This window comes from Halomonas sp. BM-2019, assembly GCF_017584085.1.
Map to the genome: position 1 here is coordinate 1,734,942 of NZ_CP071922.1, position 5,951 is coordinate 1,740,892.

Here is a 5,951-nt window from a genome sequence, read left to right on the forward strand (position 1 = left end):
GGCCGGGCCGGTATCAAGAGCTCCGACGGGGCCTCCCTCTCCAGCGGCGAGGGGGTGCGCGTCTACGCCAACAGCCACGGCTTTCTGGGCAGCCAGCGGGGCAGCCGCCATTCGCTCTCCTGCATGCTGATCGCCGAGGACGAGCTCGGCATGCAGCGCGATTACGACTACACCAGCGCGCGCAATCCCCGCGACCTGTTGGCTCCGGAACGGGTCGGCGAGAGCGCTGCCGAACGCACCCTGCGTCGCCTGGGGGCCCTCCGCCCGGCCACCGGCCGCCTGCCGGCGCTGTTCGACCCGACCCTTGCCGCGGGCCTGGTCGGCTCGCTGATGGGTGCCATTGCCGGCGGGGCGCTGTTCCGCCAGGCCTCCTTCCTGTGCGACCGCCTGGGGGAGCCCCTCTTTCCCGAGTGGTTCAGCCTCCAGGAGCAGCCCATGGAGGTGGGCGCCATGGCGAGCTCCCCCTTCGACAATGACGGCGTCCAGACCCGCGACAATGTCTTCATCGAGAGAGGTCGCCTGGCCAGCTACATGCTCTCCGCCTACAGCGCGCGGCGCCTGGGGATGCAGACCACCGGCAACGCCGGGGGCGCCCGCAACCTGCGCATCGAGGCGCCGCTGGTCTCGCGCGATGAGCTGCTTGCCCGCATGGGACGCGGGGTGCTGGTCACCGAGCTGATGGGGCAGGGGGTCAACGCGGTGACCGGCGACTACTCCCGTGGCGCGGCGGGCTTCTGGGTCGAGGACGGCGAGATCCGGCATCCGGTGGAGGAGTTCACCATCGCCGGCAACCTGGAGGCGATGTTCCAGGGGCTGGCCGGCATCGGCAGCGACACCGACACCCGCGGCAGCATCCATACCGGCAGCTGGCTGATCGATGAGATGACCGTGGCGGGTGGCTGACGTCCCCGGGTTAACCCGGGAGTCCCAGTCTGCGACGGAGAGGGATGAGCGAGCGAAGGTCAGGCAAGGCGAAGCCCGACGAGCAAGCGGAGTTTAGGGAACCTAAATGAGCATTGTGAGGAGGGCTTCAACGCCGCTTGGCCGAGCGCAGCCATTCCGTTACTCATCTTCGTCGAAGCGGGCCTCGAACAGCGCCTCCACGGCCTCCAGCGCCGCCTCGGCCTCCTCCCCCTCGGCGGTCACGGTGAGCTCTGTGCCGCAGGGGGCGGCCAGCATCAGCAGTGACATGATATTGGCGGCGTCGCCCTCCAGGGAGCCGTTGGCCACGCTGACGCGGGCGGCGAAGGGCTGGCAGCACTGTACCAGCTTGGTGGCGGCGCGGGCGTGCAGGCCGCGTCGGTTGGTCAGGGTCAGCTTGCGTTGCGGCACGCTCAACTTCCTTGATCGGGAGTGTCGGGGCGTGCGGGGGCATGCGTCGTGGTCAGGACGTCGTGGATGCCCAGCTCGCGATGACGCAGACGGACGTCGGCCTGCTGGCTCGCCAGCTGTTCCGCCAGCTGCTCGGCCAGGTAGACGGAGCGGTGCTGGCCGCCGGTGCAGCCGATGGCCACCGTCAGGTAGCTGCGGTGGCTGGCGAGATAGCGGGGCAGCCAGCGTTCCACCCAGCCCTGGATATCGCGGCGCATCTCGTCGACGGCCGGGTAGCTGGCCAGGAACTCCATCACCGGGGCATCACGCCCGGTGGCGCTGCGCAGGCGCGGATCCCAGTAGGGGTTGGGCAGGCAGCGGGCGTCGAACACCAGATCGGCGTCCAGGGGGACGCCGCGCTTGAAGCCGAAGGACTCGATGGTGAGGGTCAGCCGCCCCGGACGGTGGCGTGCCACCTGGTCACTGATGCGGCGGCGCAGCTCGTGCACCGACAGCCGGGTGGTGTCGATCACCAGCTCCGCCAGGTCGCGGATCTCGGAGAGCGCCTGCTCCTCGGAGTCGATCGCCTCGGCCAGGGTCATCTCGCTGTCGCGGGTGAGGGGGTGGCGGCGCCGTGTCTCCGAGTAGCGCTCGAGCAGGACCCGCGGCTCGGCGGTGAGGTAGATCACCTGGCAGGCGATGCCGCGGTCGCGAAGGGCCTGCAGCAGGTGGGGAAAGCGCTTGAGGGCCTGGGGGAGGTTGCGCGCGTCGATGCTCACGGCGATGGAGGAGTGCGGCGACTCGGCGCCCTTGAGCTCGTCCACCAGCGGGCCCAGCAGCATCGCCGGGAGGTTGTCGATGGCGTAGTGGCCGAGGTCCTCCAGGGCCTGCAGCGCGATCGACTTGCCCGAGCCGGAACGGCCGCTGATGATCACGAGCTGCATGGGGGTCTCCTGGTCGGGGGGCTGGCCGGGCGGCCCGTCGGGCCGTCAGCCCTGTCGTCGGATCGCCTCGATGAGTCTTTCGTGCAGTTCGCGCTGGCTCTCGCTTCGGCGCAGCACGGTGCGTGTCTCGCCGTCGTTCATCACGCCCGCCACCTGCGCCAGCAGGGCCAGGTGGGCATCGTCGGCCTCTTCGGGAACCAGCAGCACGAACACCAGGTCGACGGGTTCGCCGTCGATGGCGTCGAAGTCCACCGGCTCGGCCAGCTTGAGGAAGCCGGCAATGGGGGCCTTGCAGTGGGGACTCCGGGCATGGGGAATGGCCACCCCGTTGCCGATCCCGGTGCTGCCCAGGCGCTCACGCCCGATCAGCCTGCTGAACACCTCCTGGCTGTCGAGGCTGGGGGTGTTCTGGGCGATAAAGGTGCTGAAGAACTCCAGCACCCGCTTCTTGCTTCCCCCGGGCACACCGAAGAGGGTGCGCTCGGGGGGCAGGATGGTTTCCAGTGTCATGACGGGATCAGCGGGCCCCGGCGCCCTGGGCGCGGGCCTGGGTCTTTTCCTTGTGCTTGACCAGTTGGCGGTCCAGCTTGTCGGCCAGGGCATCGATGGCGGCGTACATGTCGCCATCCTGAGCCTCGGCGTGCAGGTCGGCACCGGCGGCATGCAGGGTGCAGGCGGCGAGTTGACGTTCCTTCTCCACGGACAGGATCACCTGGACGTTGGTGATGTTGTCGTAATGGCGCTCCACGCGAGCCAGTTTCTCGTCCACATAGCCACGCAGGGCGTCGGTCAATTCCACATGATGGCCGGTGATGTTGACTTGCATGACAAGCTCCTTGCTCATTGGTGATGGCTCGATTGTAACCCTTTTTCCCGCCTTGCATACCCCCTCACCGCCGCTGCTGCGGCAGGCCTGATGCGGGTTATCGGAGCCTGTGCAGGTGGCGGCCGGCAGATGACGTGACTGCCGCCTCGGGGCATGCTGGGAGATGGGCTCAGCGCAGCCGCTTGCGCTCGCTGGAGGAGGGGATGCCCATGGCTTCTCGATACTTCGCTACCGTACGACGGGCCACCTGGATGCCGGCCTCCTCGAGCAGGGCCACCAGCTTGCTGTCGGAGAGCGGCTTGCGTGGCGGCTCCTCCTGGATCAGCTTGCGGATGCGCGCGCGGATCGCCGTGCTGGAGTGGGCATCGCCCTCGCCGTTGCCCCCCACCTGGCTGGAGAAGAAGTATTTCAGCTCGAAGACGCCGCGGGGCGTATAGATGAACTTCTGGGTGGTGACTCGCGAGATGGTCGACTCGTGCATCTCCACGGCCTGGGCGATATCGGCCAGGATCAGCGGCTTCATCGCCTCCTCGCCCTGTTCCAGGAAGTCAAGCTGGCGGGCCATGATCTCGCGCCCTACCCGCAGCAGGGTGTCGTTGCGGCTGGAGAGGCTCTTCATCAGCCAGCGGGCCTCCTGCAGGTGGTCCTTGAGGAACTGGTTGTCCTGGCTCTTGTCGGTGCGACGGATCAGGGCGGCATAGTCGGGCTGGATGCGCAGCCGCGGCAGCGCCTCGGGGTTCAGCTCCACCTGCCAGCCGGCGCTGTCGTGGCGAGCCACCAGGTCGGGAATCACGTAGTCGCGTTCGATGCCGGCGTAGGCGCTGCCTGGGCGGGGGTCCAGCGAGCGCACCAGGGTGATCACCGCCTCCAGGGCGTCGTCGTCGAGCCCCAGCCGGCGCTTGAGCAGGCGACGATCGTCGCCGGCCAGGGCCTCGAGAAACTGGCGCACCAGCCGACGCGCCTGGGGCAGCAGGGGGGTGTCGTCGGGCAGGGCGGCCAGCTGCAGCATCAGGCACTCGCGCAGGTCGCGGGCGAAGACACCGGTGGGCTCGAACTGCTGAAGCCGCAGCAGCACCTGCTCCACTTCGCGGCTGCGCAAGCCGTCGAGCCCCTGGGCGCGGAGGCCTTCGCGGATCTCGTCGACGGGCTGGGCCAGGTAGCCGGCCGGGTCCACCGCATCGATCAGGCTCTCGGCGACCTGGCGCTCGCGAGGGTCCAGGTCCGTCATCGCCAGCTGCCAGACCAGATGGCCCTGGAGGCTCTGTACGCTCGCCTCCCGTTCGAAGTCCGGGCCTTCGCCGCCGGCGGGGGCGCCCAGGTCCTGGTAGGTGTCCGACCAGTCGCTGTCGGTGGTGAGCTCGTCGGGGATCTCGCTGGCCCAGTCATCCTCGGGGGTCTCGCTGACCGCCTGTTCGCCGAAGCCCTCCTCGAGCTCCAGCATGGGGTTGGACTCCAGCGCCTGCTGGATCTCCTGGCGCAGGTCGAGGGTGGAGAGCTGCAGCAGGGCGATGGCCTGCTGGAGCTGGGGCGTCATCGTCAGCTGGGTGCCGACGCGCAGCTGCAGGGAGGCTTTCATGGCCATGGTGACGGAGTCCCTCTCTGACGGGAAAGCCTCACCCTAGCGCGGGTGCGTCGGGCTTGCAAGCGGAGACGAAGCAACATCCATGCCAGGCGCAAGACGCATGCCGCCATCGAATAACGACATGCATATCAGGGGGCTGCGGCCGGAAGGCGGGTCAGAGGCGGAAGTCCTGGCCCAGGTAGACCTCGCGCACGCGCTGGTTGGCGAGGATCGACTCGGCGTTGCCCTCGGCGATGATCTGGCCGTCGCCGACGATGTAGGCGGTGTCGCAGATATCCAGGGTCTCGCGGACGTTGTGGTCGGTGATCAGTACGCCGATGTCGCGGGCCTTGAGCTGCCGGATGATACCCTTGATCTCCCCCACCGAGATGGGGTCGACGCCGGCGAAGGGCTCGTCGAGCAGGATAAAGGCGGGCTCCGTGGCCAGGGCCCGGGCGATCTCCACCCGGCGCCGTTCGCCACCGGAGAGGCTCATGCCGAGGTTGTCGCGGATATGGGTTACGTGGAAGTCCTCGAGTAGCTGCTCGAGGCGCGCCCGGCGCCCCTCCCGGTCGAGGTCCCGGCGGGTCTCGAGGATCGCCATGATGTTGTCGGCCACCGACAGCTTGCGGAAGATCGACGCTTCCTGGGGCAGGTAGCCGATGCCGGACCGGGCGCGCTCGTGCATGGCGGCCCGCGACAGGTCCAGGTCGTCGATGGCCACCTCGCCGGCGTCGGCGCGCACCAGCCCCACGATCATGTAGAAGGAGGTGGTCTTGCCGGCGCCGTTGGGGCCCAGCAGGCCGACGATGCTGCCCTGGCGGATGGCCAGGCTGATGTCCTGCACCACACGGCGGCGCTTGTAGCTCTTGGCCAGGTGGCGGGCATGAAGAGTCTGCATGGGCGGCCTTACTGCTCGGGCTGTAGGGTCATGCGGATGCGCTGGCGTCCCTCGACGCCCTCGGCCTCGCTGCGGGCCTGCACCACGCGGCGATCGAGGAAGTACTCCAGGTAGCCGCCGTCGAAGGTGTCGCCGCCCTGGTGCAGCTCGGCGCGGTCGATCAGCTCGATGCGGCGCTCGGCCACGTGGTAGATGATGGTGCGGCCCCAGCCGCGTACCTTGGGCTCGTCGGGGTCGGGCTGCTGCTCGAGGTAGGCGCGCTCGCCGGTGGCGATGGCTCGGGAGAGCTGGCCCTGGGGGTTGCGCTGGATCTCGACCCGATCGCCGGTCAAGCGCATGCTGCCCTGACGGATATCCACGTCGCCGGTGTAGACGGCGGTGCCAGCGCGATCGTCCAGGTCGAGGCGG

General features: G+C 68.8%; 8 protein-coding genes. 1 reads left to right on the forward strand and 7 read right to left on the reverse strand.

Annotation, left to right across the window (positions count from 1 at the left end; genetic code table 11):
- A partial coding sequence (locus J5F18_RS08725) for a metallopeptidase TldD-related protein (protein WP_346301858.1) occupies nt 1–903 on the forward strand: 903 nt, incomplete at its 5' end.
- A 159-nt stretch (nt 904–1,062) separates the two neighbouring features.
- Here the strand turns inward: J5F18_RS08725 and J5F18_RS08730 are convergent.
- The 7 genes from J5F18_RS08730 to lptA form a co-directional block, all read right to left on the reverse strand.
- Nucleotides 1,063–1,332 carry an HPr family phosphocarrier protein gene (locus J5F18_RS08730; protein ID WP_346301859.1) on the reverse strand — a complete coding sequence of 90 codons (270 nt, stop codon included), beginning with the start codon at nt 1,330–1,332 and terminating at the stop codon, nt 1,063–1,065.
- A 2-nt stretch (nt 1,333–1,334) separates the two neighbouring features.
- A complete protein-coding gene (gene rapZ, locus J5F18_RS08735; RefSeq protein WP_346301860.1) occupies nt 1,335–2,255 on the reverse strand; it encodes an RNase adapter RapZ in 921 nt (306 codons plus the stop codon).
- Nucleotides 2,256–2,300: 45 nt separating this feature from the next.
- Complete coding sequence (locus tag J5F18_RS08740) at nt 2,301–2,765, reverse strand: PTS sugar transporter subunit IIA (RefSeq protein ID WP_346301861.1); 465 nt, start codon at nt 2,763–2,765, stop codon at nt 2,301–2,303.
- A gap of 7 nt (nt 2,766–2,772) precedes the next feature.
- On the reverse strand, nt 2,773–3,081 hold the full coding sequence (gene raiA / locus J5F18_RS08745) for a ribosome-associated translation inhibitor RaiA (protein WP_346301862.1): 309 nt from the start codon (nt 3,079–3,081) through the stop codon (nt 2,773–2,775).
- Between the two features lie 169 nt (nt 3,082–3,250).
- The gene (locus J5F18_RS08750) at nt 3,251–4,663 is read right to left on the reverse strand and encodes an RNA polymerase factor sigma-54 (RefSeq protein ID WP_346301863.1); all 1,413 of its coding nucleotides are present in this window, start codon (nt 4,661–4,663) and stop codon (nt 3,251–3,253) included.
- Between the two features lie 154 nt (nt 4,664–4,817).
- A complete protein-coding gene (gene lptB, locus J5F18_RS08755; RefSeq protein WP_346301864.1) occupies nt 4,818–5,543 on the reverse strand; it encodes an LPS export ABC transporter ATP-binding protein in 726 nt (241 codons plus the stop codon).
- 8 nt (nt 5,544–5,551) lie between these two features.
- Nucleotides 5,552–5,951 (reverse strand): lipopolysaccharide transport periplasmic protein LptA (gene lptA, locus J5F18_RS08760; RefSeq protein WP_346301865.1); only part of this gene is annotated, 400 nt, incomplete at its 5' end.

Excerpts from the sequence above, each read along its gene's own strand:
- rapZ (WP_346301860.1), bottom strand. The coding sequence starts at position 2,255 with ATGCAGCTCGTGATCATCAGCGGCCGTTCCGGCTCGGGCAAGTCGATC.
- J5F18_RS08740 (WP_346301861.1), bottom strand. The coding sequence starts at position 2,765 with ATGACACTGGAAACCATCCTGCCCCCCGAGCGCACCCTCTTCGGTGTG.
- raiA (WP_346301862.1), bottom strand. The coding sequence starts at position 3,081 with ATGCAAGTCAACATCACCGGCCATCATGTGGAATTGACCGACGCCCTG.
- J5F18_RS08750 (WP_346301863.1), bottom strand. The coding sequence starts at position 4,663 with ATGGCCATGAAAGCCTCCCTGCAGCTGCGCGTCGGCACCCAGCTGACG.
- lptB (WP_346301864.1), bottom strand. The coding sequence starts at position 5,543 with ATGCAGACTCTTCATGCCCGCCACCTGGCCAAGAGCTACAAGCGCCGC.